The organism is Actinomyces sp. oral taxon 170 str. F0386, assembly GCF_000195595.1.
In the GTDB taxonomy this organism is placed as follows: Bacteria; Actinomycetota; Actinomycetes; order Actinomycetales; family Actinomycetaceae; genus Actinomyces.
The window spans coordinates 60,892-86,501 of sequence record NZ_GL882573.1 but is presented as its reverse complement, the minus strand read 5'-3'; the positions used below and the strand labels follow the sequence as shown (position 1 = coordinate 86,501).

The 25,610-nt window shown below is 70.8% G+C and carries 22 protein-coding genes; 12 read left to right on the top strand and 10 right to left on the bottom strand.

Features of this window, described 5'->3' with window-relative positions:
* Positions 1-19: 19 nt before the first annotated feature.
* The gene (locus tag HMPREF9056_RS11915; protein ID WP_009746980.1) at positions 20-1,411 is read right to left on the bottom strand and encodes an FtsX-like permease family protein; all 1,392 of its coding nucleotides are present in this window, start codon (positions 1,409-1,411) and stop codon (positions 20-22) included.
* Positions 1,408-2,199, bottom strand: a complete 792-nt coding sequence (locus HMPREF9056_RS11910) for an ABC transporter ATP-binding protein (protein WP_009746979.1) — start codon at positions 2,197-2,199, stop codon at positions 1,408-1,410. Before HMPREF9056_RS11910 ends, HMPREF9056_RS11915 begins: the two co-directional genes overlap by 4 nt.
* 402 nt (positions 2,200-2,601) lie before the next feature.
* On the opposite strand from HMPREF9056_RS11910, the gene HMPREF9056_RS14365 reads away from it, so the two are divergent.
* The 4 genes from HMPREF9056_RS14365 (at position 2,602) to HMPREF9056_RS11895 (ending at position 7,214) form a co-directional block, all read left to right on the top strand.
* A complete protein-coding gene (locus HMPREF9056_RS14365) occupies positions 2,602-2,751 on the top strand; it encodes a hypothetical protein (RefSeq protein ID WP_172635270.1) in 150 nt (49 codons plus the stop codon).
* 5 nt (positions 2,752-2,756) lie between these two features.
* Positions 2,757-4,355 (top strand): HAMP domain-containing sensor histidine kinase, encoded by a 1,599-nt coding sequence (locus HMPREF9056_RS11905; RefSeq protein ID WP_009746976.1) that lies wholly within the window; start codon positions 2,757-2,759, stop codon positions 4,353-4,355.
* The gene (locus tag HMPREF9056_RS11900; protein WP_009746975.1) at positions 4,352-5,923 is read left to right on the top strand and encodes an SLC13 family permease; all 1,572 of its coding nucleotides are present in this window, start codon (positions 4,352-4,354) and stop codon (positions 5,921-5,923) included. The genes HMPREF9056_RS11905 and HMPREF9056_RS11900 overlap by 4 nt, the downstream gene beginning before the upstream one ends.
* Before the next feature lie 94 nt (positions 5,924-6,017).
* A complete protein-coding gene (locus HMPREF9056_RS11895; RefSeq protein ID WP_009746974.1) occupies positions 6,018-7,214 on the top strand; it encodes a glycerate kinase in 1,197 nt (398 codons plus the stop codon).
* A gap of 161 nt (positions 7,215-7,375) precedes the next feature.
* Here the strand turns inward: HMPREF9056_RS11895 and HMPREF9056_RS11890 are convergent, their stop codons facing one another.
* The 3 genes from HMPREF9056_RS11890 to HMPREF9056_RS11880 all read right to left on the bottom strand — a co-directional run bounded on the left by HMPREF9056_RS11890 (position 7,376) and on the right by HMPREF9056_RS11880 (position 10,318).
* Positions 7,376-8,239 (bottom strand): MetQ/NlpA family ABC transporter substrate-binding protein, encoded by an 864-nt coding sequence (locus tag HMPREF9056_RS11890; RefSeq protein WP_009746973.1) that lies wholly within the window; start codon positions 8,237-8,239, stop codon positions 7,376-7,378.
* A gap of 127 nt (positions 8,240-8,366) precedes the next feature.
* Positions 8,367-9,083 (bottom strand): methionine ABC transporter permease, encoded by a 717-nt coding sequence (locus HMPREF9056_RS11885; protein ID WP_009746972.1) that lies wholly within the window; start codon positions 9,081-9,083, stop codon positions 8,367-8,369.
* Positions 9,080-10,318: a methionine ABC transporter ATP-binding protein gene (locus HMPREF9056_RS11880; protein ID WP_009746971.1), complete on the bottom strand. Its 1,239-nt coding sequence runs from the start codon at positions 10,316-10,318 to the stop codon at positions 9,080-9,082. The genes HMPREF9056_RS11885 and HMPREF9056_RS11880 overlap by 4 nt, the downstream gene beginning before the upstream one ends.
* Before the next feature lie 580 nt (positions 10,319-10,898).
* On the opposite strand from HMPREF9056_RS11880, the gene HMPREF9056_RS11875 reads away from it, so the two are divergent.
* Positions 10,899-11,843, top strand: coding sequence for an alpha/beta hydrolase (locus tag HMPREF9056_RS11875; protein WP_009746970.1), 945 nt, complete (start codon positions 10,899-10,901; stop codon positions 11,841-11,843).
* Between the two features lie 2 nt (positions 11,844-11,845).
* On the opposite strand, the gene HMPREF9056_RS11870 is transcribed toward HMPREF9056_RS11875, so the two are convergent.
* The gene (locus HMPREF9056_RS11870) at positions 11,846-12,403 is read right to left on the bottom strand and encodes a low molecular weight protein-tyrosine-phosphatase (RefSeq protein ID WP_034514571.1); all 558 of its coding nucleotides are present in this window, start codon (positions 12,401-12,403) and stop codon (positions 11,846-11,848) included.
* A gap of 210 nt (positions 12,404-12,613) precedes the next feature.
* Positions 12,614-13,558, bottom strand: a complete 945-nt coding sequence (pheA, locus tag HMPREF9056_RS11865; RefSeq protein WP_009746968.1) for a prephenate dehydratase — start codon at positions 13,556-13,558, stop codon at positions 12,614-12,616.
* Between the two features lie 142 nt (positions 13,559-13,700).
* Between pheA and HMPREF9056_RS11860 the strand changes: the two genes are divergently transcribed.
* Together HMPREF9056_RS11860 and HMPREF9056_RS11855 are read left to right on the top strand one after the other, a co-directional pair.
* Positions 13,701-14,621, top strand: a complete 921-nt coding sequence (locus tag HMPREF9056_RS11860; RefSeq protein WP_009746967.1) for a fructosamine kinase family protein — start codon at positions 13,701-13,703, stop codon at positions 14,619-14,621.
* 186 nt (positions 14,622-14,807) lie between these two features.
* Positions 14,808-17,105 carry a hypothetical protein gene (locus HMPREF9056_RS11855; RefSeq protein ID WP_253270032.1) on the top strand — a complete coding sequence of 766 codons (2,298 nt, stop codon included), beginning with the start codon at positions 14,808-14,810 and terminating at the stop codon, positions 17,103-17,105.
* A 73-nt stretch (positions 17,106-17,178) separates the two neighbouring features.
* Here HMPREF9056_RS11855 and HMPREF9056_RS11850 read toward each other — a convergent pair whose 3' ends face one another.
* Entirely contained in the window at positions 17,179-18,069 is an 891-nt protein-coding gene (locus HMPREF9056_RS11850) for a glycosyltransferase (protein WP_009746965.1), read from the bottom strand.
* A 682-nt stretch (positions 18,070-18,751) separates the two neighbouring features.
* On the bottom strand, positions 18,752-20,587 hold the full coding sequence (locus HMPREF9056_RS11845; RefSeq protein ID WP_253270031.1) for a DUF885 domain-containing protein: 1,836 nt from the start codon (positions 20,585-20,587) through the stop codon (positions 18,752-18,754).
* Positions 20,588-21,580: 993 nt separating this feature from the next.
* Here HMPREF9056_RS11845 and HMPREF9056_RS11840 point away from each other — a divergent pair.
* The 4 genes from HMPREF9056_RS11840 (at position 21,581) to HMPREF9056_RS11825 (ending at position 24,483) form a co-directional block, all read left to right on the top strand.
* Positions 21,581-22,138, top strand: a complete 558-nt coding sequence (locus tag HMPREF9056_RS11840; protein WP_009746959.1) for a TetR/AcrR family transcriptional regulator — start codon at positions 21,581-21,583, stop codon at positions 22,136-22,138.
* Complete coding sequence (locus HMPREF9056_RS11835) at positions 22,138-22,749, top strand: NAD(P)H-dependent oxidoreductase (RefSeq protein WP_009746958.1); 612 nt, start codon at positions 22,138-22,140, stop codon at positions 22,747-22,749. The genes HMPREF9056_RS11840 and HMPREF9056_RS11835 overlap by 1 nt, the downstream gene beginning before the upstream one ends.
* Positions 22,750-22,752: 3 nt before the next feature.
* A complete protein-coding gene (locus HMPREF9056_RS11830; RefSeq protein ID WP_009746957.1) occupies positions 22,753-23,508 on the top strand; it encodes a DNA alkylation repair protein in 756 nt (251 codons plus the stop codon).
* Positions 23,509-23,625: 117 nt separating this feature from the next.
* Positions 23,626-24,483: a DUF817 domain-containing protein gene (locus tag HMPREF9056_RS11825; RefSeq protein ID WP_009746956.1), complete on the top strand. Its 858-nt coding sequence runs from the start codon at positions 23,626-23,628 to the stop codon at positions 24,481-24,483.
* A 98-nt stretch (positions 24,484-24,581) separates the two neighbouring features.
* Here HMPREF9056_RS11825 and HMPREF9056_RS11820 read toward each other — a convergent pair whose 3' ends face one another.
* Entirely contained in the window at positions 24,582-25,472 is an 891-nt protein-coding gene (locus tag HMPREF9056_RS11820; RefSeq protein WP_009746955.1) for a DUF5926 family protein, read from the bottom strand.
* Between HMPREF9056_RS11820 and HMPREF9056_RS14925 the strand changes: the two genes are divergently transcribed.
* Positions 25,471-25,605, top strand: a complete 135-nt coding sequence (locus HMPREF9056_RS14925) for a hypothetical protein (protein WP_296496669.1) — start codon at positions 25,471-25,473, stop codon at positions 25,603-25,605. The genes HMPREF9056_RS11820 and HMPREF9056_RS14925 overlap by 2 nt on opposite strands.
* The last annotated feature ends 5 nt before the right edge of the window (positions 25,606-25,610 follow it).

The following is a 25,610-nucleotide window of genomic DNA, read 5'->3' as shown; positions in this document are numbered from 1 at the left end:
GCACGTCTCGATCACATCCTCACTCGGCCGCCAGGACGGTACCGATCGGGGTCCGGGTAGCACCCCGGATCGGAGCGAGCAGCACCGCGACCAGGGCCAGGAAGGACAGGAGGGCCACCAGCAGTACCGGCCCGACGCCGGGGCGCACCACCAGCGGCAGCCCCGCCCTGGCGTAGAAAAGGGACTCCCCGGTCGTCGTCACCGCCAGCGGCACGAACGAGATCAGCAACGCCGTCCCCATGTACAGGCCCGCCTCGATGACCACCTGCCGGCACACGCCGCGCACCGTGCTCCCGGCGCAGCGCAGCACCGCGAGCTCGCGCTGCCGGGACCGGGAGGACATGCCGACGACGGCCACGGCCCCCAGCAGCGCCATCGCCCCGAGGATCGCCGCCAGCACCAGCGAGTCCACCTGGTTGATCGCCACGCTCAGGTGCGCCGCCTCCACCACCGCCCGCCCCGTGGCGAGACTGGTCGTGAGCGCCGCAGTGAAGGAGATCGCCAGGGCCAGCAGGCCGATGGCATTCGCCGCCGACGCGCTGCGCCACAGCGCCGAACGGCGCGCGATGAGCCACAGTCCACCCAGCCGCGCCAGCGGCGCCGACCACAGCCTCAGCAGCCCCGGGATGAGCGCGGGTGCGAGCAGCACCACGAGGACCGCGAGCAGGAGGGAGGCCAGGGTCGCCTGGCCCCCGCCGGTCGGCCATCCATCGACCTTCCTTCCGGGTGGGGCCAGAAAGGCGACGAGCAGCTGCCCCGTGCACACGAGCGCCCACAGTCCGGCCATGATCCGTCGCCCCACGCCCATGCGGCGCCGCCCACCCGAGGCCCCGTCACGAACCGCCTCCACAGCAGGCGTCCTCACCGCGGCGCGCGCCGGGCCCACGGCCCCCAGGACCGCGACGGCAACCACGACCACCACGGTGAGCAGCAGTGTCGTCGGCGTCTGGGCGACCTCGATCCGCCCCATACGCACGGCCGCCAGACGGGTGAGCACCGAGGCGAAGGGCTGGGCCGCCACCATCCCCAGCAGGATCCCGGGCACACAGGCCACCAGTCCCAGCACCGCCACGGTGGCGAGGACGGCGGCGACCACCTGCCGGGGCAGGGCGCCGGCGAGCCGCCACAGGGCCCAGCTCGTGCGCAGTGCCTGCACGCAGGACTGCCCGACGACGGCCACCACCGGAACCGTCACCATCGCCGTGTAGAAGGCGACCGAGACCCCCGGAACCGTGAGCTCGGCCGGGTCCACGTCCGCCGCCCGCGCCGCGGCGACGACGTCGGGCCGGGTGACGGTCATGCGGTGCACCAGGCAGACGTTGACGAGTCCCGCGGCGAGGGCCAGCACCGCCACCGTCCCCGACCAGGCCCGCCACTGGGCGGCCAGGGCGCGCAGCGTGTAGCGGGTCATGCCGCAGCTCCCGTCTGGTTGACGGCGGCCAGCAGCTCGTCGGGGGTGGCACCGCGGCGGCGGTCGACGATGAGGCCATCGCGCATGATGAGCACGGTCTCCGCCAGGGCCGCGGCCCCCAGGTCGTGCGTCACGAGGATGACGGCGGCCCCGTCGTCGGCCAGGCGCCGCAGCTCGGCCAGGACGAAGGCGGCCGAGCAGGTGTCCAGGGCCCCGGTGGGCTCGTCGGCGAAGACGACCGGTGGGCGACGGTAGAGGACCCGGCCCAGGGCGACACGCTGCTGCTCGCCGCCCGAGAGCGTGGTCGCGACCGCGTCGGCTCGCGACTCCAGTCCCAGCCCGGCCAGGACTTCCCGCACCCTCGCCGAATCGGGGCGCCGTCCGGCCAGGGTGTCGGAGATCGTGATGTTCTCCCGCACCGTCAGATAGGGCACAAGGTTGTAGGCCTGGAAGACGAAGCCCACCCGATCGCGGTAGAGCTCGGCCACCCGCGCTGCCGGGAGCCCGCCGAGGTCGCGTCCCATGAGCGAGACGCGGCCCGACGTCGCCGGCTCCAGTCCGGCCAGGCACAGCAGCGCCGTCGACTTGCCCGAGCCGCTGGGTCCGACCAGCGCCGTCATCCGCCCCGGCATCATCGCGCAGGAGATGCCGTGCAGGATCTCGATCGGCTCCCCGCCGGGGGTCGGGAAGGACTTGCGCAGATCTCGCGCCTCGACAGCCGGCCCAACAGCGCCCACGCCGGCAGTAACACCCGTCCTGTCGACACCGTCCCTACCCCGAACCACCATGGATCTGCGCCGTCCTCTCGCCCGTGAATCCGTTGGCACCACTGGACGCCACCGGGGCGCCTGAGGTTCAACCTAGGCGGTCGCCTCGCTCCCAGCGCCCGCAGACCGCGAACTGTCCACAGATGATGACAGCACCAGGCCCATGACAACGCGGCGGGGCATTATGCGCGGTCGGCCGCATACATCGAGGACGTACCTTTCCCGCACACGACGACAGTCAGACCCCAGTGATCTGCGGGAAGACGCAGTCCTCGCGGGACAAGTACGTCCCCGACCAGGAACAGCACCCTCAAACATTATCAAAGACCTACAAATATTGCTGTTTCATTAGTCTATTCAACATAAGAGAACTCTCATGCTCACTTATGGTCTCTCTAGGACTGCCTCGTGACAGTGGACGACATGAACACCTCACGTCGCATCCTCGCCCTGGCTCTGCTCATGCTCGTCCCGGTGGCGCTGGCGCTGGCCGCCGAGTTCATGGCCGTCGTCCCCGGCCCGCCCGCGCAGCCCAGCCCGGTCTACCTGACCTCCGCCGGCCAAGGGAGCTGATACCGATGACCTCCATCCCCTCTTCCCCTCCCCCACTGGCCGCCGACCCAGCCTCCGGCCCCTCGGTGCCCGCCCGGCTGCGCATCGTCGCCTGGATGCTGTTCGTCGTCGCCCTGGGGCTGACCAGCATGATCGTCTCCGTGCGCTCCACCCTCATGGCAGACATCTCGCGCTCCGCCAACGCCGATGTCGCCCACGAGGTCAAGGAGCTGCAGAACTTCGCCTCCACCGGCATCGACCCGCGGACCTCCCAGCCCTTCACCTCCACCACCCGTCTCATGGAGGTCTACCGGGACGGCCAGCAGCTCACCGACCGGGAGGCCGTCATCGTCTACAACCACGCCACCGGCCAGGCCACCCAGGCCTCTGGCGCCTCCGCCCCAGCCCTGAACCCGACCAGCACGGACCCCCTGTTCGTAAAGATGCTGCAGTCGCCTTCGGGCGCCACCGGCTACGGCAGCGGAGAGGTTCGCTGGGCCAAGGTCGAGCTCGAGCCCGACGACCCCTCCCAGCACCTGTCCGTCATCACCATGAGCTTCACCGCCTCGCGAGTGGACCAGCTCAACGCCACGATCTGGCACATGGTCGGCATCAGCGCGGCAGTCCTGGTCCTCACCGGTGTCGTCGGGCTGCTCGTGGCCCGCCAGATCCTGCGGCCCCTGCGCGACCTGCGCACCGCGGCCGCCTCCGTCTCCACCCAGGACCTCAACCGCCGCCTGCCCGTCAAGGGTCGCGACGACATCGCCGGCCTGACCGAGGAGTTCAACGGCATGCTGGACCGCCTCCAGGAGGCCTTCGACGGCCAGACCCAGTTCGTCCTGCGCGCCCACCAGGAGATCTCCGAACCCCTGACCCGCATGGACGAGCACCTGGTGGGGCAGCCGGAGACCCGTAGTATCCTCCAGCAGCGCACCCAGATCTCCGAGCTGCAGCGGGTTCTCGACGACCTCCAGTCCCTCGCCCAGGCCGAGCGGCGCGACTTCGCCCATCCCGCCCCCGACGTCGAGGTCACCGAGCTGGCCCGCACCCTGCTCGACGACGTCGAGGCCGCGGCCCCGGGCCGCTGGAGGTTCGACCTCAGGGCCCGCGGCACGGCCACACTCGACGTCGAGCGCGTGCGTCAGGCCACCGCCCATCTCGCCCGCAACGGGTTGCAGCATGGCGACGGCCCCCTCACTCTCACCATCGCCCCCGGCACCGACGGCTACGGTCGCAGCGGGCTGGAGATCTCCGTGACCGACGAGGGCCCCGGACTGGCCGACGACGACGTCGATTGGCTCTTCGAGCGCTTCACGCACGGCGAGGCCGACGGCAAGCCGCGCGGGAGCGGGCTGGGCCTGGCCATCGTGCGGGCCATCGCCGATGCCCACGACGGCACTGTCTTCGCCGTCTCCGCCTCAGGCCAGGGCGCCACCGTCGGCCTGCGCATCCCGGCCGACAGCTCCTGGAACCTCTCCTCGGACCCCGATCCCGCCGTCGTCACCTCCCCGGCCACCGCCAGCTCCTCACGCACCTCGGCGGACACGGCGCCTCAGGTGGCCGACGGTGAGCCGGCGGTTGCCCACGACGACCGCGTACATTCGGGAGAGGAGGCCGGCTCATGACCACCACGACTGGCTACGTCGCCTCCTTCGAGACCGACACACCCACCGTGCGCGAGACCCTGCCGCTCTCCCTGGCGAGGCGTGGCGAGCCCGCACCGGCCCGGCGTCTGCCGTGGCGGCGCATCGTCTCCGCCGCTCTCGCCGCATGCCTGTGCGCGGCCGTGGGCGTGGCCGCCTGGCGCGCGGGCGGCACCGAGGGGAGCCTGTCGGTCACCGGCGCGCTCACCCTGATCATCTTCATCGTCTCGGTATGGGCCTGGGCCTTCACCGACGTCGACGACACCTACATCTCCCTGGGCGCCGCCACCGCCCTGGTCCTCACCGGCGCCCTGAGCCCGGACGAGATGTTCGCCAGCCTCGGGGACGATACGATCTGGCTGCTGGTGGCGGCCTTCGTCATCGCTGTCGGGGTGAGCGCCTCGGGCCTGACCGGCCGCCTGGCCGCCTGGTTGGTGACCGGCACGGACCACCCGCGCGTCCTGCTCCACCTGGTGACGGCCGCGATCGTCGCCACGGTCTTCGCAGCTCCCTCCACCTCGGGCCGCGCCGCCCTGCTGCTGCCGGTCTACACGGCCCTGGCCGGCGCACTGCGCACCGGGTCGGGCGACGACGACGCCCTGGCAGCCTCCCGCAAGCGGCTCATCCACGCCCTGTCGATCGTCTTCCCCACTGTCATCCTGCTGTCGGCGATCGGCTCCTTCCTGGGGGCGGGCGCCCACCTGGTGACCTCCCACATCGTGGCCTCGGCCGGTGGGAAGGAGTTCTCCTTCGCCGGCTGGCTGCTGCTGGGCCTGCCCCTGGCAGCCCTGTCCAGCCACGTGTCCACCGAGCTCATCGTGTGGCTGTTCACCCGTAAGGAGGACATGCGCCGTCGCGTGCGCGTCGACATCGCCGACCTCGCGGCGGCCTCCCCGACCCCGGTCACCGGTCCCCTGACCCAGGCCGAGAACCGGGCCGCCCTGCTCATCGGTACGGTGGTGGTGCTGTGGTGCACCGAGGCCCTGCACGGGATCGACCCGGCCATCGTGGCCCTCCTGGGGGTCCTGGTGACCTCGCTGCCGGGCTACGGCTCGGTAGCTCTGCGCAAGGCGCTGGCCAAGGCGCCATGGTCACTGCTGGTCTTCATGGCGGCCACTCTCGCCATGGGGGACGCGCTGGTGTCCACCGGCGCCGCGAAGTGGGTGGCGACCTCTGCCTTCAACGCCGTGAGGATCGACTCGCCCTGGCCCTTCATGCTGGTCGTCGTGGTGCTCTCGACGGCGTCGCACCTGGTCATCCAGTCGCGCTCGGCCCGCTCGGCCGTCCTCATCCCGATCGTCGTGGCCCTGGCCCCGGCAGTGGGCGTCAGCCCGGCCGCCGCAGCCTTCGCCTCGACCGCCGCCGCCGGCTTCTGCCACACACTGCCGTCCTCGGCCAAGCCCGTGGCCATGTTCTCCGACATCGACGGCATGGAGACCTTCTCCCCCGACGACCTGCGCCGCCTGTCTCTGCTCCTTGGCCCCCTCATGGTGGTCCTGGTCATGGCCTGCAGCGCCTGGCTGTGGCCACTGCTGGGCCTGAACTGGTGAGGTCTGGCCCAAGCCGGGCCCGCACTCCGCTGCGCCTCGACGTCCGGCCCACTCCCTGAGAACCCCTTGAACACTGCAATTTTGGAGGAAAACCATGCCCACATCCGTTCCCACCCGAATTCTCGTCGCCCCCTCCGGCTTCAAGGAGAGCCTGTCCCCGGAAGAGGTGTGTCAGGCCGTGGCCGCCGGAGTACGCCGCCTTCTGCCCGGCGCCGTCGTCGTCGAACTGCCCCTGGTCGACGGAGGTGAGGGCTCGGCGGCCACGATGGCCCGGGCCACCGGCGGCGACCTCGTCACCACCCGCGTCACCGGTCCCGTCGGCGATCCGGTCGACTCCTACTTGGCCCGGCTGGGCGGCCCGGCCCAGGGGACCTGGCTGGTGGAGATGGCCGCGGCCGCCGGTCTGCGCCTGGTGCCCGCCGGCATGCGCGACCCCGGCGCCACGACGACGACCGGCGTCGGCGAGCTCATCTCCGTGGCGCTCGACGGCGGGGCCCGACGCGTCATCATCGGCTGCGGCGACTCGGGGACCTGCGACGGCGGGGCCGGCGCGCTCGTCGCCCTGGGCGCCCGGCTCCTGGACGCCGACGGCCACGAGGTCGACCCGATCGGCTCGAACCTGGCCCGGGTCCAGCGGATCGAGACCTCCGGCATGGATCACCGGCTGCGCGGCGTCGAGGTCCTCGTGGCCGGCAACTTGCACAACCTCCTCACCGGTGAGCGCGGTGTGGCCCGTGTGTTCGGGCCGCAGAAGGGGGCGAGTCCGGAGCAGGTGGAGGCGCTCGAGGCAGGCCTGGTCCACTGGGCCGGGCTCCTCACCGAGGCCTTCCCCACCCAGGTGGCCCACCGCGACCTGCTCACCGGCCCGGGAACCGGCGCCTCGGGCGGCTTGGGGGCCGGACTCGCCGCGGGGTTGGGGGCCAGGCTGTGCTCGCGCTTCGACGTCCTCATGGACGCCGACCTGTGCGGCGTGGACCTCGACGCCCAGATCGCCCGAGCCGACCTGGTCATCACTGCTGAGGGCGCCGTCGACTTCCAGACGCCGCGCGGCAAGATCCCCGCCGAGGTGGGACGCAGGGCCAAGCTGGCAGGCAAACCGGTCATCGCGCTGGCCGGCTCGATCGGCCAAGGGTCTCAGGCCGTCCACGCCGCCGGGATCGACGCCATCATGGGCATCATCCCGGTCCCCATGGACCTGCCCGAGGCCGTCTCCCAGGCCGACGAGCTCGTCACCGACGCCGCCGAGCGGGCGCTGCGCCTCATCCTCCTGGGCGCCGCCATCGCCGCGTGAACCGATGCGCCGGGTGCGATCCGCTCCAGCCGGGGGCATTCCATGCGTACGGGGACGGGATTTCTGTCCCGTACGCGTGAGATGTCCCCGGCCACGAGGAGAGAAGGGCCGGTCGCGGCCGGCCCTTCGACCAACCGCAACCGGCCCCGACTGGGTCCGTCTCAGAACGCCGGGACGACGGCCCCGTCGGGCCAGGTCGTCGTGATGTACTCACGCAGCTTCTCGTCGTTGAGGAGCTTGGCGAGCTTCTTGAGGTGCTCGTTGTCCTTGTCGTCCTTGCGCACGACGAGCTGGTTGGGGTACTCGGAGCCCTTGCCACCCTTCTCCAGGACGAGGGAGTCGTTCTTGGGGTTGAGCCCGGCGTCGATGGCGTAGTTGCCGTTGATGACCGCGGCCTCGGCGTCCGGCATCGACTTGTAGACCTGGGCGCCGTCGACCGTGGTGAACTTGAGGTTCTTGGGGTTGGAGGTCACGTCGGTGTCGCTGGGCAGCTCGGCGGACTTGTCCAGCTCGATGAGCCCGGCCTCGGCCAGGAGCTTGAGGCCGCGGGCCGTGTTGGCCGGGTCGTTGTTGAGGACGATCGTGCCGCCGTCCTGGATCTCCTTGACGTCCTTGTAACCCTTGGAGGTGTAGATGCCCATGGGCTCGATGTGGACGTCGGCGATGGAGACGAAGTCGTAGCCCTTCTCCTTGTTCTGCTGGGCCAGGAAGTTGGGGGTCTGGTAGAAGTTGGCGGCCAGCGAGCCATCCTCAAGCGAGGAGTTGGGGGTCTGGTAGTCGTTGATCTCCTTGATGTCCAGCTTGATGCCGGAGCCCTTGGTGAGGTTGTCCTGAACCCACTGGAGGATCTCGACGTGCGGCTTGGGGGTGGCGCCGATGGTGATCGTGGCGGTGCTGCCGTCGACCTTGATGCCCTGGACGTCACCGCCCTTGCCGGACTTGGAGCCGCAGGCGGCCAGGGTGAGGGCTGCGGCAGTGGCCAGGCCACCGGCGATGACGGTGCGCCGGGAGATGGAGGAGGACATGGTGGTTCCTTTCGCGGGGCCGGGCGGCCCCAGTGTCGGGGAGAGGAAGGTCTTGACGGTGCTGGGGCCGACGACGCAGCCGACCGGCTCTGGACGGCTCAGCGCGCTCACCCGGCTGGCGATCGCCTCAGCGGTGGTTCACCAGCCGGCTGAGCATGTCGCCGATGAGCTGGATGATGCCGACGATGATGACGATGACCACCACGGTGATGACCATGACGTCCACCTGGTTGCGCTGGTACCCGTACTGGATGGCGAGGTCGCCCACGCCGCCACCGCCGACCGCGCCGGCCATGGCGGAGTAGCCCAGAAGGGTGATGATGGTGACGGTGGCCGACTGGATGAGGATCGGCAGGGCCTCGCGCACGAGAACGCCCCAGGTGATCTGCCGACCAGAGGCCCCCATCATGAGGGCGGCCTCGACCTTGCCGTGGTCGACGTCGTTGATGGCCGTCTCCACGAGGCGCGCGTAGAAGGGGATCGCACCGATCGTCAGCGGCACACAGGCAGCCTGCCACCCCAGGGAGGTGCCCACGAGCATCCGCGTGATCGGGATGAGGGCAACCATGAGGATGATGAAGGGCATGGAGCGCCCGATGTTGACGATCTGGGAGAGCACCCAGTACAGGGCGGGGTTGCGGAACTGTCCGCGCTTGCCCGTGGAGACCAGGGCGAGCCCCAGCAGAAGCCCGAGGATGACTGTGATGGCCCCGGAGACGAAGGTCATCGCCAGGGTCTCAACGAGGGCGTAACCGAGCTTGTTCTGGATGGCCGGGTTGTCGAACCAGGTACGGCTGCTCGACAGGGCGGCGGCGTGGGTCAGCGGAAGGAGAATCGGGTTCATGAGCGGACCTCCGCAGCAATACCGGCCTGGCGCAGGGTGCTCACGGCCTGTTCGGTGTCGGGCCCGGGGACGGTGACGGCCAGGCGCCCGATCTGAGCCTCCCCGATCGTCTCGAAGACGCCGGAGGCGATGTCTCCACCGAGCTCGGCCACCATGGACATGAGGGCGACGGCGGCCGGCTGGCCCGGGTGGGCGGTGATGGAGACGTCGATGACGCTCTCCCCGTGAGCGACGGCGGCTTCGGGCACCTTCGGGAAGGGCACGATCTCGCGCGAGAGGCGGGAGTCGACGTCGAGCACGATGTCCTCCAGGCGGCCGCTCTCGACGATCCTGCCGGCCTCGAGCAGGCTGACGGAGTCGCAGACCTGGCGCACCACGCTCATCTCGTGGGTGATGATGATGACGGTCAGCCCCAGGGTGTCGCGGACGCTCTTAATGAGGTCGAGGATGGAGCGGGTCGTCTCCGGGTCCAGGGCGGAGGTGGGCTCGTCGCACAGGAGGACGGCCGGATCGTCAGCGAGCGCGCGAGCGATGCCGACGCGCTGCTTCTGACCGCCGGAGAGCTGGGAGGGGTAGGAGGCGCCGCGGTCGGCCAGGCCGACGAGGTCAAGCATGCGCTGCACGATCGGGAAGCGCTTCTCGCGCGGCACGCCCGCGAGCGCCAGCGGGTAGGCGACATTCTGCGCTGTGGTGCGCTGGTCGAGGAGATTGGCGTGCTGGAAGACCATGCCGATGCGGCGCCGGGCCTCGCGCAGCTGCCCGGCGGACAGGGCCGTCATGTCCTGGCCGTCGACGCTCACGTGACCGCCGGTGGGGCGCTCCAGGGAGGTCAGGCAACGCACGAGCGTGGACTTACCGGCCCCGGAGGTGCCAACGATGCCGTGGATGGAGCCGGGGGCGACGTCGAGGCTGAGGCCGTCCAGCGCCCGCACCTCCTTGCCACTGCGCAGGCGGTAGACCTTGTGGACGTCGCGCAGGGAGATCATGGGTTCGACGGCGGAGTCCGCCTTGGAGCCCCGCGAATCGGTGCCCCGAGGGGCGGCGCTCACGCCCTCCTGGTAGTCGACGCTCTGCGGGCCGGACGGGTTATCCCCCTCGCGCCGGTCAGAACCGGCGGCCGACTGATCTGATGTCGTCACGTACTCCTCCATCGTTCCTGGCGGAAGCACCCGCACCATGAAGGGGGTTGCTGCAATGTCGTCGAGCCAGGTCTCTCGGTTGCTCTGGATGGCCATGAATAACTTACGCAGCGTCTCCTCGGCGATGCAAGCGAGGCGGACCCCAAGGGACCTAGGTCACGCCTGCGCCCACCGGCGACGGCCTGCGCAGTCCGGACATCGCCTCCGGCGCTCCTCTCCCCAGCGGTTCCTGGACCATTCCCGTACCCCCTCCCTGCTCTCGGCACGCCAGAGCGGGGTGGAGCCGCACCCCGGACCGGCCGCCACCGACGTTTCGGCGACACTCGGGGTATTCCCAGGTGCCATATCGGCGACGTTGCTCGCACCACTCAGTGCGTCGTGCTTGGATCTGCCCATGAGCGCGACCGCAGAGCCGACCGCCCCCAAGCCGAAGCCGACCACCGAGCCGCCCCCGGCCGGGCCCACCGCGGAAGGCGCTGCGGCAGTGCCGTCCGGACCGGTGCCGCCTCCGCCGGCGCCTGCCGGACTCGGACCCGTGCCCCCTCCCCCGACTCCGGCCGTCGTCGACTCGGACGACGCAACTGGGCCGGATGCTCCTGCCGTCCCGAGGCCGACTCCCAGCACGGCCGGCGACTCTCGCAGTGCGATCACCCCCGACATCCTCGGCGAGCCGTGGATGGCCCGCCGCATCCCGGTGACCGAGTCGCCCACGAAGGCGCCCGGCGCCGACCACGCCGTGCTCGTCTTCCAGCGCGAGGCTGCCGGTCGTGCCAGTCGGCCGCGTCACTCACGCGCGGTCCTCTACCTTCACGGCCGCAGCGACTACTTCTTCCAGACCCACCTGGCGCAGGCCTACCTCGACGCCGGCTTCGAGTTCTACGCACTGGACCTGCGGGCCTGCGGGCGCGCCGGCATCGGGCACGCCTCCCCGCACGACGTGCGCGACCTGCGTGTCCACGACGAGGAGATCTCCGAGGCGCTGCGCCTCATCCGCTCCGAGCACGGGCACGACGTCGTCGTCCTCAACGGGCACTCGACCGGCGGGCTGCAGGCGGTCATCTGGGCGGCCGACCATCCCGGGACCGTGGACGCGGTCGTGCTCAACTCCCCGTGGCTGGACCTGCGCGGCTCGACACTGGTGCGCTCCTACGGGTCGGCCTTCGTGGACCTCCTCTCGCGGCGGGACCCCGAGCGAGTCATCGGCGAGCCCGGCAGCGGCAAGGAGGACAACTACGTGGCGGCCCTGCACCGGCGCTGGCGTGGGGAGTGGGACTGGGACCTGGCACTCAAGCCGGCACCGTCCTTCCCGGTGCGGGCCGGGTTCCTGGCGGGGATCCGGCGTCTGCAGCGAGAGGTCCACCACGGGCTGGGCATCCGGGTGCCGATCCTCGTGTGCTGCTCGACGGTCAACGGCGGCGTGAGGGCGAGCCTGGAGGAGGCCCAGCGCTCCGACGTGGTTCTCGACGTGGAACAGATCATCGACCGCTCGCAGTACCTGGGCGATGACGTCACCGTCCGCCAGATCCCCGACGGCGTCCACGACCTGGCCCTGTCCGGGCCGCTGGCGCGCGCCGAGTACCTCCAGGCCGTCATGCGCTGGCTGGACAACCGCCTGCACTGAGCTCAGCCGAGGAGCGCGGCGAGCTCGTCAGCGAGCTCATCACTAACGCGCTCGACGACCTCGAGGGTGTCGACGAAGTCGGCCATGGTGCCGTACCAGGGGTCGGGGACGTTGAGGACGCCGCGGAAGGCCTGGCCGGTGGTGACGGCCTCGACCTGCTGGGAGGCGGCGGGGTCGAGCTCACGGTACATGCGGATGCGGGAGGGCTCGACCTCCAGGGTGGTGGCGCGGTGCTGGAGGACGTTCCAGTGGGAGTCGGTCATGGCCAGGAGGAGGTCGGCCTCGGCAATCTCGGCGTCGGTGATGCGGTGGGCGGTGTGGGAGGTGATGGCGATGCCTGTGGCGCGTGAGACGTCGTCGGCGCCGGTGCCGTAGCCGGCCTCGGCCAGGACGCGGCGGGCCCGGGAGTCGATGGGGTTGCCGCGCTCCTCATCGGAGACGCCGGCGGAGGTGACGACCACACCGCCCGGTCCGGAGCCAGGGATACCGGCGGCGGCGAGGCGGTCGCCCAAGACGATCTCGGCCATGGCGGAGCGGCAGATGTTGCCGGTGCACACCATGATCACGCGGTAGGGGCCGGAGCCGCGGGATCGGGGGAGCGAGGCCGGTGCAGGGGGTACGGCGGTTGTCTCAGGACTGGTATCAGCGGTGGTCACGGACCCGAGCCTTGCGCACGCCCCGGGCGCCTGTCCACCGGCGAACCCTGCGGCCGGGGACATCTCGCACGTACGGGGACGAAGCTCCTGTCCCTGCCGGCGATGCGAGCACGGCTACAGCGCGCGGCCGTCGAGGACGTCCGCGACCCAGGAGCGGGCCACGACGAAGTCCTTGTCGCTGGTGCCGGCCAGCACCGCCGTCGGGCGTGCGTCCAGCCGCGGGTAGGAGCCCAGGAACCGCACCACCGGGCAGGTGCGGTGCAGCCCGATGAGGGCCGCCTGAACCCGTTCCTCACGCACATGCCCCTCGACGTCGATGGAGAAGCGGTAGCGCCCCAGGGAGTCGCCCACCGGCCGGGACTCGATGCGCGAGAGGTTGACGCCGCGGGCGCTGAACTGCTCGAGCATGTCCAGCAGCGCACCGGAGCGGTCGTGCGGGAGCTGGACGAGCAGGGTGGTCTTGTCGGCGCCGGTGGGCTCACCCACGTGGCCGGGCCGGGTCACCTTGACGAAGCGGGTGACGGCGTCGGGGTTGTCCGCCACGCCCCCGGCGATGACCTCCAGCCCGTACTCCTGGGCGGCCAGCGGGTTGCACAGGACGGCCTGGAACCCGGTGTCCCCGTCGGCGGTGGCCAGCGCGCGGGCGGGCGCCGAGGTGGAGGTTCCGGCCACGTACACGGCCTCGGGGAGGTTCTGGTGGACCCAGCCGCGGCACTGGGCCCAGGCGTGCGGGTGGGTGGAGATGGCGTGCACGTCCTCCAGGCGGGTGCCGGGGCGGCCGGCCAGGACGAAGGCGATCGGCACGGCCACCTCGGCGGCGATGACCAGGGGCGTGGAGGCCACGAGGTTGTCCAGCGTGGCGTTGACCCCGCCCTCGACGGAGTTCTCGATGGGCACGACCGCCGCCTCCACCGCGCGCTCGCGCAGGCGGTCCAGGGCCGTGGGAACGTCCGGGCAGGGGTCGAGCTCGACGTTGACGGGAGCGACCTGGCGCAGCGCCATCTCGGTGAAGGTGCCGGCCGGCCCGAGGAAGGACCAGAGCGGGGCGGGAGCAGTCATGGGCACAGGGTAGCCAGGTCCAGGCCGGTCGGCCGGAGGTGGACTGCTCCGCGGGACGACGTGGGACGCGACGGCGGCCTCGGCCCGGCACAGAGCCTCCGCAGCCCTCCCGCCGCGGCGGCGGGCCTGGCAGGCTGGGGCCATGAGCGTTTTCCGCAAGCACGACGACGGCCCGGTCTCCACCGCCCTGGAGGCCCAGGGCCTGACCTGGCTCGCCGAGGCGATGGCCGACGGCGGGGCGCACGTGGTGCCGGTGACCAGCGGCCCGGGCTGGCTGGAGGAGCCGCGACTGACGGCGACCAACGTGACGCCGGCCGGGGCGGAGGCCTTCGGCCGAGCCCTGGCCGTCACCCACGCGGCGGGTGCCCCGGCCTTCGGGGCCGCGCCTCCCGGATGGGACGGCCGGGCGCAGATGGGCCGCTCGGATATCCGGCTGCGACCGCACGCGGCCGAGGAGGGCGAGCCGCGCCGCTGGGGCGAGTTCTACGCCGAGGACCGGATCCTGCCCTATCTGCCGCCCAGTCGGGACAACGGCTCGATCAGTGCTGGTGGGGCTCACGTCATCGAGCGACTGTGCGAGCGTCTGCGCGACGGCGACTTCGACACCGACCAGCCTGCCCTGGTGCGCGCCGGCGCCCGCGAGCGCGGTGAGCGGCTCGCGGTGGCCCGCACGCACGGGGACCTGTGGTGCGGCAACGTCCTGTGGACCCCGGCCGACGAGGCCGCCCAGTGGGCGCCGCCGCGGGCCGGACTCGGGCCGCAGACGTCATCCTCCGTGGAGGCTCTCACGGGTGACTCGGCAGGCAGACCCACGGTGGTCGGCGTGCTCATTGACCCCATGGCGCAGGGTGCGCACGCCGAGACCGACCTGGCGGCCCTGGGCGTGTTCGGGCAGCGCTACCTGGACCGCATCTACGCGGCCTATGACGAGGTCTCGCCGCTGGCGGCGGGATGGCGCGAGCGAGTGGGCCTCCACTCATGGCACATCATCATGATTCACGCCTTCCTCTTCGGTGGGGGTTATGGCGGCGAGGCGATCGCCGTGGCCCGCCCGTACCTGTGAGCCGATGCCGGCCGGGACATCGCGCCCATTTTGTCCGCCTGGGACGACTTTGAAACCGGCTACGGGAAGAGCCGTCCGCGTTTGTGCTGGTCAGGGCAATTTGCCTGCGCGTCGACCACCGGAGACGACGTCAAAGTCGTCCCCTGTGGACACTTTTCGGGCTACGAGGCCCCGTAGGCTGGTCGGATGAGACCTCGACGACGCCAACAACGCCTGGTGCGCGCGGTCGTGTACGTCCTCGTGCTGCTCGTCGTCATCGGCATGATCCTGGCAATGGTGGGTTCGACGCTCGCCGCCGCGGCTCCGACGGGGCCGGCACCTGAAGCCGCCTCGTCCTCGCGGCCGGCGCCGGTCGTCGTCCTGGGGACGAGCAATCTCACCTGGGCGGACCTGCAGAAAGCCTCCCACACGACCGCCGGCGAGGACCTCGGTTCCCGCGACGTCGGCTCGGCCGCCACCCACCTACTGTCCTTCACCTCGGGGGGCGAGCCAATGAGCCTTTCCGTGCGCACCCCGGCGGACCGCACCTGCCCGGCCGACGGCTGGCTCACCCTGGGCCGGGGCGCCCGCGCGAGCGCCGTCGAACCGACCGATTCCTGCACCGGCACCACCGCCGCCATCCCCGGCGACACTCCCCTGATACGGGCGCTCGGGGGTGACATCTCAGTCCAGGCCGTCGGCCCCAGGGCACAGCTCGCAACCGGAGCACCTGGGAGCTCGCCCAGCACGTCCGTCTCCTTGGCGCCCTCTCTGCCCGAGGCCCTGGCCGACGGTGCCGACCTCACCGTCGTCGATACCGCTCGGGACGTCTCCACCGACGCCGAGCGGATCAACGCCCTCGACGACGCCTTGCGCACGGCCCAGGAACAGGCGCCCCCCGGCACCCGCATCATCGTCGCCTCCCTGGCCGACGACGAGGACCCCGGCCCTCAGATGGCGGTCCTCCCGGCAGGTACGACGAGCACCCGTGGCACCTCCGACGGGCTCGTCATCGGAACCTCGACGCACCGCCCCGGTCTGGCCCAGCTGACCGACCTCACCCCGACCCTCACCACCGCCCTGACCGGCCGCAGCGACCCGGCCTTCGACGGCCAGTCCCTGGGCCTGCCCACCGGCGGCGGCACAAGCGTCCCGCCCAACACCGCCGCACCTGACGACTCCCGCATCGCCCGGCTCGCCGACGACGCCCTGCACGCCCGCGCCTCACAGCGCACCGTCATCCCGGCCGGCGCCCTGCTCATGGGGTCGGCCGTGGCGCTCCTGGTCTGGGCGGCCGTTGCCCTGCGCGACCCGAGAGCGGATCGGCGTCCGGCACGTCGCCGTCGGGCTGCCGGGGCAGCCACCTTCCTGAGCGCGCTGCCGACGGCACTGCTGCTGGTCAACGCCGTCCCGTGGTGGCGCGCGGGAGCCCGGGAGGGCGCTCCCTCGGCATGGTCGCAGGCCGCCGCCCTCACCGGGGCCACGGTCATCGCGGCCTGTGTCACGGGCCTGGCCGCCGGCACCACGACGCTGGTACGCCGACGCCGCCACCTCCGCCCCGTCATCTCATCCTCAGCCTCTGAGGCCAGCGCGCCACCCCTCCCCCTGCGCCCATCACCCAGCCCCGTCGGACTCACGTCACTGCTGGTGACGGCGACGATCCCCCTGGCCTGGCTGGTGGACGCCGCCACCGGCGCACACCTGGCCTTCAACAACCCCCTGGGCATGAACGCGGTGGTGGCGGGTCGCTTCTACGGGGTCTCCAACACGGCCTTCGCGCTGGTGGCCGGCGCGCTCGTTGTCGTCATCGCCGGGACCTGGGAGCACCTGGGCCGTGGCCGCCGAACCGCACTGGTCGCCACCTGCCTGCTGGGCGGCGCGGCGCTGGTCGTCGACGGCGCCCCCCAGCTGGGCGCGGACGTGGGTGGCGCCCTGACCCTGGTGCCGACGCTGGCCTTCCTCGGTGCGGGCCTGGCGGGCATGCGCCTGAGCTGGCGGCGATGGCTGGCCATCGGGGGGGCCACGCTCCTGGTCGTCGGCGGGTTCGCCGTCGTCGACCTGCTGCGGCCGGGCGGCCCCACGCACCTGGGTCGCTTCGCCCGTCAGGTGGCGGACGGTTCAGCCCTCGGTGTGCTGGGGCGCAAGGCGTATGCGCTGGTCGGCCCCTTCATCGCCAAGCCGATGGCCACGGCCGGTCTGGCCTGCGCCCTGGCGCTCCTCGCCGCAGCCCTGTGGTGGCTGCGCCGCCAGGTGCGGGACTGGCACGCCGGCACCAGCCCGTACGCCTGGGTCGCCCCCTCCGTGCGATGGGTGACGGTGGCGTTGCGGTCGCTGGGGGTACTGACGCTCATGTCGGTCCTGGTCAACGACTCCGGCGTCACAATGGCGGGTTTCATCCTGGCGGCGGCCGCCCCCGCCCTTATGGCACTCCTCCTGGCACCGGCACAGATCGAGACCGACACGGCCCTGAGACCCACTGACGCCTCACACGACGCCGGCGTGTAGCACCGAGCCGAGGGCGACGACGCCTCGACCAGGCCTCACGCCTACATCCCACCCGAGAGACGGGCCCGGTGCGTCAGTCGTCGGCCGTCTCCGACGACACCGCAGCCTCCGGGGCATCGGCATCATCGCGCGGCTTCTCGTCGGACTCGACATCGTCGTCGGCCTTGGGCGGCAACGGCACGGCGCGGTAGGCGAAGAAGTGGTCCTGCTCAGCGGCCGCCTTCTCGAAGACTCCCCGCCGCACCCGGTGACGGCGCAGCTTGCGCCGGGTGACGGCCCGTAGGACGTCCTTGTACTGGGACGCTCGGTGCATCGTGCCGACCCGGTCGTTGCCGGTGACACGGTGGGTGATGTCGCAGGGAACCTCGATGACGGCGAGCCCGGCCACGAGGACGTCGATCGTCAGGCCCACCTCGACTCCCCAGCCGTCGGCCAGGGGCACGGCCTTCTCATAGGCCTCACGGCTCAGACATCGCTGGCCGGACAGCGGCGCCACCGGCAACCACCCGGTGGCCAGCGAGATCGCCCTCCTGCCGGCGCGCACCACCCGGCCGCGTCCACCGGCCCCGGCCTGCTTGGGCGGGACCGCGATGGACATGTCGGCGACGCCGTCGACGACCGGGGGCACCAGCTCGGCGCAGGAGGCGGCCGAGTCCCCCAGGTCTGCATCGATGAACATCAGGAGCCGGGCGGGCCCGTCGGAGTAGTCACGCATCGCGACGACGGAGGCCCCGGTCTCCATGGCGGAGGCCTTCCCACGTGAGACGGAGTGGCGCACCGTGACGGCGCCCGCGGCGCGGGCGTGGTCCTGGGTCCCGTCGGTCGAGCCGTCGTCGACGACGATGACGAGATCCACCCGCGGGATGGAGCGGCAGGCCCGAACAGTGGTGGCGATGCGCTCGGCCTCGTCCTTGGCGGGGATGACCACGGCAACGCGCTGGTCGGGGCGCTTGGTGGGACTCACGCCACCAGGGTATCCAGACTCTCACCCTCCGGCCGAGCCCCGAGCGCACCGTTGTCGCACACCTTTTTTGTGATGCCCGTCAAGTTCACCAATTTTGCACGGTTTAGTGCGGAATCCTGGGGGTCACATCGAAGCGGCTTCTCACTGACGGCGCTCCGGAGGTACTCTCGTCCACCGCTGCGACACGCCGAGGAGTGGTCGACGGCGGTCGGAGCGCAGCCCTCCCACTCAGACCTTCCTCAGTGATTCTGTGTCAAACCTCCACCATGGGACATCGGTCCCCGGAGAAACCGACAATTCTTGCTGCAAAGCATCACATTTCCTCAACGAAGCGCTAAAGTTTCCCGTTTCGGCATGTCACACCACTCTTCATGGCACAGTGGAGCGCATGGAGCCCGTCAACGGCGCCGGGTTCCGCCGACGCATCACGCGTCCTTCCGTGTGCCGGGGCGACACCCCTGCCGCCCCGGCACGCTCTGACCCCGCCACGGGCCAACTGCCTCACATCGCATCTCAACCGGCAGCGTTTGCGCAGGCGGCGAGCCCTCTCACATCAGGGAGACCTACCTCCGGGAGCCTCGAGCGGACACCTTCCAGCAGGCCGCTGCTCCCTGAGGAAGCCCAGGGTCCGGCCGATGAACGGCCAGACCCCACCGCGCCGCCCCTGAACGCTCCGTACAGGTCAATGTAAGGCGTTTGCGAGCAGATCGAGCCCCACGCTGCCCAGGTCGATGCCCCAGTTGTGGAAGGCCCGCAGGTCCAGCTCACCGCCCTCGACGCGAGCCCGCTCCTGGGCGCTGTGCCGACCGGCCTGCCAGACCCGCTCGCCGACCGCATAGGCCAGCGGCTGGGCCGGCCACCCCAGGTGCCGGGAGACCTCGAAGCGCAGGCGCCCCTCAGAGATCACGGTGTGATGGCGCAGCACGGCGGTCACGGTGGCCCGGTTCCACTCGCGGCCGGCTCCCGGGAGGGCCGCGACGTCGTCGGGCACGGGCAGGCGGGAGTGGACACCCAGGTCCACAAGCACCCGGGCAAGGCGCCAGCGGCGTGCCGCCAGACGGCCGAAGCGGTCCTCTGGCGTGGGCATGAGCCCGAGCTCGTCGGCAAGGGACTCGGCGTACAGGCCCCAGCCCTCGTCGCAGCCGGGCACAGAGCCCAGGTAGCGCTGCCAGGCGGTCAGCCGGGTGCTGGTGGCGTGGGCACCCGCATGGACGTGGTGCCCAGGGACCGACTCGTGCAGGACCGCGGTCCGCTCCATCCACGGCCACACGAGCTGCTCGCCATCGGCCAAGGACCGCAGGACCATGCCGGGACGGCGCTCCCCGCCGGTTCCGCGCGGCTCCTCGTAGTGGACGGCTCCTGCGCCGGGCTCGCCCAGGCTCACCCGGGGGCGCCCCAGACCGTCAGGCGGATCGAGGACACGGCCGACGACGGCGTCCCAGGCCTCGTCAGCGACCTCCTGAGCCCAGGTCGTGTAGTCCCGTGGAAGCAGGGCGTGGGTCGGGTCGGCGCGCAGGTGCCGGTTGAGGCGGTAGGCGTCGGCGCCGGAGCCGAGGATGTCGACGGCAATGGCGTCCTGCTCGGCGATGACCCGGATCAGCTCCTCGGAGGCCCAGGCGTAGGTCTCCTCGGGATCCACGCGGGTGCCGAGGATGCGGCGCATCCACAGGGCGTGGCGCCGGGGGCCGACCCCCTCGGCCTGCGGCGCACGTGGTGAGAAGGTGGTGCGCAGGTGCGAGGCGAAGTCCAGAGCGGCTCGGCGGGCCGCGATGTCGGCCTCCTGCAGCTGGACGTGCAGGGTGGCCGGCAGGTCCTCGGGCAGGGGCCGGGTGCGGCAGCGGGCGAGATCGCGCGCCTGCCCGGCGACGACGTCGACTTGGCTGAGCGGCGCGATGGCGCCGGCCTCGGCGGAGGCGGCCAGGGAGGCGGCCAGCCCCTCCAGGGCAGTGGGCAGAGCCTCCAGGCGGGTGCGATGCAGATTCCAGGCGTCCTCCCACTTGGCCTCGGCCTCGGCGAGATCGGCCTCATCAGAACCGGCGCGGTCGGGGGCCTCAGGGGGCCGGCGCAGCTGGCGGGCGATCCGCTGGAAGGGAGAGGAGAGGAAACCGAGGTTCCCGCCCTCCTCCCCGGCGGAAATGAACTGGATGGAGGTCTCCAGGCGCTCCAGGAGGTGGCGGCGCAGGAGCTCATCGGAGCCGGTGGAGCGGTCGACAGCGGCCACGCGGTGACGCAGGGAGCGCTCGGCGCTGAGACGCTCGGCCAGGCCCGCGGGCGAGTAGTCGGGCAGGATGGCCCTGCCGGGAAGGCCGGCGCGAGCGGCCGCCTCAGGGTCGTGGGCGCACAGGAGCAGGGCGTACTCGTCGGCGAGATCCCGCAGAACGACGCCGGCTGCGGCGGTCTCCGAGGGGGAACGGACAGAGGAGCGGGCGCTGGCCTGGGCGGAGGTGTGGGCGGCGGGGGCGGTGGAGGCGGCAACATCCACCTCGCGCACGCTCAAGGGCGCACCTGCCGTGCTCACGGGGTGCCAGGTTCCCGAGCTCGGGTGCTGCGGGTGGACCGGCGGACGCTCGGGCGGCCCAGTGCTGACCGGGCTGGCGACGGGCGCGGGGGTAACGTCCGCACCACGGGTCCGAGAGTCCTGCTTGTGGGAAACGGTCGAGGGTGCGGCGGTGTCAGTGTGAGGTCGGTTCGTGGGGTCAGAGGTCATGACAACAGGCCTTTCGCTTCACTCACCGCATGGCGGGCGGGCCCGGCGGCGACGCTGCCGTCCCACCAGAGTGCCAGGAACCGGGTTCGAGGTCCATAGGCATCATGGATCTGACAGCAACAAAGATCGGATGAGTTGAGTTGCAGCCTCACATTGCCAGGAGGCAACGGGCATCACTGGGAACTACATTGAGCAGGAACCCGGCTGACGAGGCTCGACGACGAGCCGGAGCGGGCCCCTCGGGGACGGGTTCGGAGACCTGATGCTCCCCAAGCCCCTCCGACCAGCTGGCGGTTCGAGACGTCAGCGAATGGTCATCGGGTAGCAGTCGACTGGCATCGATGGCGCCGGTTGGACGACCGGACGGAGCACGGCAGCGTGACGCGCATCGGTGTCGACCGCAATGCGGAGCCGCAGGGGGTACGCGTCATCAGTGCTCCTTTCATGCCGGACGGGCCGGGGGCGTCCCGGCCCGGCGCTGCTGAGGCGTTCGTCGTGCTGTGATGGACTTGAGATGATTCAAGGCCTCTGCGGCGGAGGTGTCAAGGTCCTGGCCCCCGAGGTTCACCCGTACCGATATTCGCGCTGGTCAGCGCCATTCTTGCCGGCCGTCCGACGTCGTTGCACTGCCGCCTTTGGCAACGTTAACAACGGCAGCATCCACACCTTTCGCGGGCGGAGTCGCAGACCTCGGTTCGACCACATAGTGGTCCCTCACGGTTGACAGTGACGACCATGGGGCGCGAGACCCCGGCACCCCGCCCCACCCTTGACAGATAGGTGAACTGTGTTAACCTACCTAGTGTGAAGATCGACCGGCGCAGCACGGACACCCGTCAGCGGCTCATCGACACCACCCTGGACCTCATTGACTCCGACGGTTGGCACGCGGTGACGCTGGGCGGTGTGGCCCACGCCTGCGGGGTGACCACACCCGCCTGCTACAAGCACTTCCCGTCCAAGACCAGCCTCTTCGAGGCCGCGGCGCACCAGCTGTCCGCCTCGCTGGGCCAGCGCGCGGACGCCCTCATCCAGGACGATCCGATCGAGTCGCTCGTCGGTATCGGGACCCTCCTGGTGGACCTGGCCGCCGAGCACCCCAGGCTCTTCGAGTTCAACCAGGTCAGCCCCGCCGCCGTCGCGGCCTTCGACCGCCTCGACGAGCACCCGCTGCTGGCGCTGACCTACGGTGAGGTGGAGCGCCTGGCCACGCAGCGGGGAACCGACCCGGAACCGCTTCACCTCCTGGTGTGGTCCTGCCTGCAGGGCTACACCCAGCTCATCGCCGTCGGCGCCACTGACGCCGACGCCACCTTCATCCGCGCAGCCCTGCGCGCCATCGTCACGATTGGAGACAGCTGATGACCGCCAAGAACCCCCTCAAGAAGACGGGCGACCGCACCCTCATCATCTACGCCCACCCCTACGACGGATCCTTCAACCACGCCGTGCTGGAGGCCGCCACCTCCGCACTGGACAAGGCGGGCAGGCCCTACGACGTCGTCGATCTCTACGCCGACGGTTTCGACCCGCGCATGCCCGCCGAGGAACTGGCCCTGTACACGGAGGGCGGCACACTGGACCCGCTGGTGAGCCACTACCAGAAGCTCATCGAGGGGGCCTCGCGCATCATTGTCATCGCCCCGATCTGGTGGAGCGAGCTGCCCGCCATCGTCAAGGGCTTCGTGGACAAGGTCATGAAGCAGAACTGGGCCTACCACCCCACGGCCTCCGGGGTGAAGGGGCACCTCGGCCACATCAAGCGGGTCCTGGTGCTCACCACCTCGACCTCTCCGACCTGGTTCCTGCGCCGGTTCTCCGGCAACTACGTGAGCTCGGTGTTCCTGGGCGCCGCCCTCAAGCAGGTGGGCATGAGTGGGCGGACCTGGGTCAACTTCGGCAAGGTGGGCAAGGCCAGTAGAGGCCAGCACAAGAAGCACCTCAAGCGCGTGGCCCGGCTCGTGGTGAAGTGACGCATGAGCCCCACCGCAGATATCGCCGCAGAACGTCAAGTCGGCCTGAACTCGGGACGGGACGAGTCCCGAACACTGGCAGAGATCCTGGCCATCACCCATTCCACACTTCTGACGCAGGTAGTGCCGGACGCACCAGAGGATCTGCTTGAAGCGGCCAAGCACGCCGACTCGCTCGGCATCCTGGCCCGTATGCAGACCATGGGCGAAGCGCTGTATACACACCTTGGGCACTCCGCCTGCCTGGATCTTGCCGACCACCCGGCCGACACCGTTCGGGGCTGGGCGGTCTTCGCCCTGGTCTCCCAGGAGAAGGACGCCGACGTCGACACGCTGTTGACCCTGGTGCGACCAGCCGCGGATGACCCGCACTTCGGAGTGCGCGAGTGGTCATGGATGGCAGTGCGTCCGCACTTGGTGCCCCAGCTCGACGAGGCGATCCGTGCGCTGCGACAATGGACCTCGGAACCCTCGGAGCGCATTCGGCGCTTCGCCAGCGAGGCGCTACGTCCACGCGGCGTGTGGGCACGGCACATCCCCGCGCTCAAGAAGGAGCCCGAGCGGGGGCTTCCACTACTCGAGCCACTGCGCGCCGACTCCTCCCGCTATGTGCAGGACTCAGTGGCGAACTGGATTCACGACGCCTCCAAGACACAGCCCGCCTGGGCCATTGAGCTCTGCGAGCGCTGGCAGGAGGAGTCACCCAGCCCAGCTACCGAACGGATCATCAAGCGAGCACTGCGCTCGATCCGGCGGTGATGGGGACTGGTCAGAGGTTGACCTGACGGGAGATGATGCCGGCCCTGGCGCGGCGGACCTCGGGGCCACAGGGCTCTCGTCCGCCAGGGCGACGTCACGGTACGGCATACTTCGGCCGTGCCTGAAACCGCGCGCCTTCCGCGGAGTCGGTGGCGACTACTCCCCCGCCGCCTGGTCCAGTTCGCCCTCCTGGAACTGGCCTGCTGCGCCTTCGCCATCGCCATCTTCGCCGGGCTCGCGGTCAGCGCCCTGATCTGGAACCATGCGGATCCTCCGATCGCCCGCTACGACGCCCTCCTGATCTACGTCGTCGTTGTTCAGATCGCCTTCGTCGCCCTGAAGCAGGAGACCTGGCGCGAGCTCGGCGTCATCTGCGCCTTCCACCTCATCGGGCTGGCGCTGGAGGTATTCAAGGTCCACACCGGCTCCTGGGCCTATCCGGACGCCGGGGTGGTGCGCATCGGCGGGGTGCCGGTCTTCTCCGGGTTCATGTACGCCTCCGTCGGCTCCTACATCTGCCAGGCCTTCCGACGCCTCGACCTGCACGTGGGCGGCTTTCGGTGGTGGCCGGTGAGCCTGTTGGCCGTGGCCGCCTACCTCAACTTCTTCACCCACCACGTCATCATCGACCTGCGCTGGGGCATCACCGCCGGTTTCCTCATCGCCCTGTGGGGAAGCGCCGTCCACTTCACTGTCGGCGGGGACCGCTACTGGATGCCGACGACGGTGGCCTTCATCCTCATCGGGGGATTCCTCTGGCTGGCGGAGAACCTGGCCACGGCGCTGAGTGCCTGGCGCTACCCCGACCAGGCCGACGGCTGGCACCTGGTGCATGCCGGCAAGTTCGGCAGCTGGGCGCTGCTCATCTCGCTCAGCTTTGTGCTCGTCGCCGCCGTCAAGGCGAAGGAGGGCACCCTCTACGGACGCGGTCTGCCGCGCGTGATGCGCCGGAGCCTGCGCATCACCGAGACCTGAACCAACGTCGAGCCGGGCATTCTTCGCGGTGCCCAACAGAAATTCCGTAGGGCTACGCGAAGAATGCCCGGTTCGACGAAAGAGAGGCGAGGGAGGGCTCAGAGGTTGACCTGGCGGGAGATGATGCCGGCCCTGGCGCGGCGGACCTCGGGGCTCAGGGGGCTCTCATCCGCCAGCGCGGCGTCCAGGCGCTTGCCCATGGCCTGCAGCGGCTCGGTGAGCTCCTCGGCCTCCGTACCCGGCACGAGCTCCCACACGGGGATGGCCACACCGTTGGCCCGGAAGGCACCGACAAAGCGCGCCCCCTCCTCCAGGTCGGACTCGCGCGCGGCGTAGATGCGGGCGAAGGCGTTGAAGAACTCGTCCTCGTCCTCCCCACGCACCCAGCGCACAAACTCCTTGGCGCCCAGTCGGCACCAGTAGGCGTGCTCGACGCCGGGCACCGGCCGAGTCGGGGCGATCTCGTCCTTGGCCTTGGCGATGGCGTCCTCAATGATCTGGCGGGCCTGCTCATTGTCGCCGGCGGCCTCGGGGTCGACCCAGAAGTCGAAGGTCTCGCGCACGGAGACGGCCGGCGGCTCGCTGGTGTCGAGGATGTCCTGAAGGCGCGGGCCGGGCTCGGGCAAGCCGTCGGCACGCAGCGCCTGTCCCTCGGGCAGCTCGAGGGTGGCCAGGAGCGCGGCGGCGACGTCGCGGGAGGCGTCCCCGGAGTGCATGGAGGTCTGCATGGCCACGAGGACCTCGCCGTCGGAGCGCTTGAGCCCCTGGACGAACTCGGGCAGGAGCGTGACGAGCTGGATCTGCCCGCCGCCGTACTCCTCGGTCAGGCGCACCGTGGCCGTGGCGGCCGGGATGATCTGGGCCATCGCCACGAGGTCCTCCTCCCCCGGGAGGGCGGCGAAAGGGCGGGCGACGAATTCAATGCTCTGCTTGCGGGGCTTGGCCGACTTGGCGGCCGGACGGCGCCCGTGGCGCTTCTTCTTCGACATGTCCGCCAGCCTACCGGCCGGCCCGCGCCGCTCCCAGGCCGACGACGGCCCGTCGGCGCCCCATGACGCGCCTCACGACCGCCGGTGGCTGCTCATCCCCGTCGAGGGCCGACGACGGCCATCAGACAACTGAGGCAC

Coding starts and splice junctions, on each gene's coding strand:
- HMPREF9056_RS11875 (WP_009746970.1), top strand. CDS start 10,899: ATGGCCCGCCGCATCCCGGTGACCGAGTCGCCCACGAAGGCGCCCGGC.
- HMPREF9056_RS11895 (WP_009746974.1), top strand. CDS start 6,018: ATGCCCACATCCGTTCCCACCCGAATTCTCGTCGCCCCCTCCGGCTTC.
- HMPREF9056_RS11835 (WP_009746958.1), top strand. CDS start 22,138: ATGACCGCCAAGAACCCCCTCAAGAAGACGGGCGACCGCACCCTCATC.
- HMPREF9056_RS11885 (WP_009746972.1), bottom strand. CDS start 9,083: ATGAACCCGATTCTCCTTCCGCTGACCCACGCCGCCGCCCTGTCGAGC.
- HMPREF9056_RS11860 (WP_009746967.1), top strand. CDS start 13,701: ATGAGCGTTTTCCGCAAGCACGACGACGGCCCGGTCTCCACCGCCCTG.
- HMPREF9056_RS14925 (WP_296496669.1), top strand. CDS start 25,471: ATGTCCGCCAGCCTACCGGCCGGCCCGCGCCGCTCCCAGGCCGACGAC.
- HMPREF9056_RS11910 (WP_009746979.1), bottom strand. CDS start 2,199: ATGGTGGTTCGGGGTAGGGACGGTGTCGACAGGACGGGTGTTACTGCC.
- HMPREF9056_RS11890 (WP_009746973.1), bottom strand. CDS start 8,239: ATGTCCTCCTCCATCTCCCGGCGCACCGTCATCGCCGGTGGCCTGGCC.
- HMPREF9056_RS11820 (WP_009746955.1), bottom strand. CDS start 25,472: ATGTCGAAGAAGAAGCGCCACGGGCGCCGTCCGGCCGCCAAGTCGGCC.
- HMPREF9056_RS11870 (WP_034514571.1), bottom strand. CDS start 12,403: ATGGTGTGCACCGGCAACATCTGCCGCTCCGCCATGGCCGAGATCGTC.
- HMPREF9056_RS11855 (WP_253270032.1), top strand. CDS start 14,808: ATGAGACCTCGACGACGCCAACAACGCCTGGTGCGCGCGGTCGTGTAC.
- HMPREF9056_RS11905 (WP_009746976.1), top strand. CDS start 2,757: ATGACCTCCATCCCCTCTTCCCCTCCCCCACTGGCCGCCGACCCAGCC.
- HMPREF9056_RS11880 (WP_009746971.1), bottom strand. CDS start 10,318: ATGGCCATCCAGAGCAACCGAGAGACCTGGCTCGACGACATTGCAGCA.
- pheA (WP_009746968.1), bottom strand. CDS start 13,558: ATGACTGCTCCCGCCCCGCTCTGGTCCTTCCTCGGGCCGGCCGGCACC.
- HMPREF9056_RS11915 (WP_009746980.1), bottom strand. CDS start 1,411: ATGACCCGCTACACGCTGCGCGCCCTGGCCGCCCAGTGGCGGGCCTGG.
- HMPREF9056_RS11830 (WP_009746957.1), top strand. CDS start 22,753: ATGAGCCCCACCGCAGATATCGCCGCAGAACGTCAAGTCGGCCTGAAC.
- HMPREF9056_RS11900 (WP_009746975.1), top strand. CDS start 4,352: ATGACCACCACGACTGGCTACGTCGCCTCCTTCGAGACCGACACACCC.
- HMPREF9056_RS14365 (WP_172635270.1), top strand. CDS start 2,602: ATGAACACCTCACGTCGCATCCTCGCCCTGGCTCTGCTCATGCTCGTC.